Source organism: Neptuniibacter pectenicola (genome assembly GCF_001597735.1).
GTDB classification, from domain to species: domain Bacteria; phylum Pseudomonadota; class Gammaproteobacteria; order Pseudomonadales; family Balneatricaceae; genus Neptuniibacter; species Neptuniibacter pectenicola.
The window spans coordinates 1-254 of record NZ_LUTS01000151.1 but is presented as its reverse complement, the minus strand read 5'-3'; the positions used below and the strand labels follow the sequence as shown (position 1 = coordinate 254).

General features: G+C 43.7%; 1 protein-coding gene. It reads left to right on the top strand.

Annotated elements, in window-relative coordinates:
• Positions 1-254 (top strand): sensor histidine kinase (locus tag A3773_RS17290; protein WP_197462879.1); only part of this gene is annotated, 254 nt, incomplete at both ends.

Here is a 254-nt window from a genome sequence, read left to right as displayed (position 1 = left end):
GTACTGAACAGATTTTAAATAACTTATTCAGTAACGCTGAGAAATACGCAGCTGATAGCGGTGTTCTACAGATAGAGTGCTGGCAGGAAGGTGACTACAGTTTTATTCGCATCCATGACAACGGCCCCGGTATAGATGAGTACTCATCAAGATCTATTTTTGAACAATTTTATCGCGCCAGTAACAAACTTACTGATGGTATTAGCGGTACCGGCATAGGTTTGAGCATTGCGCGCGAACTGGCACGCAAGCAT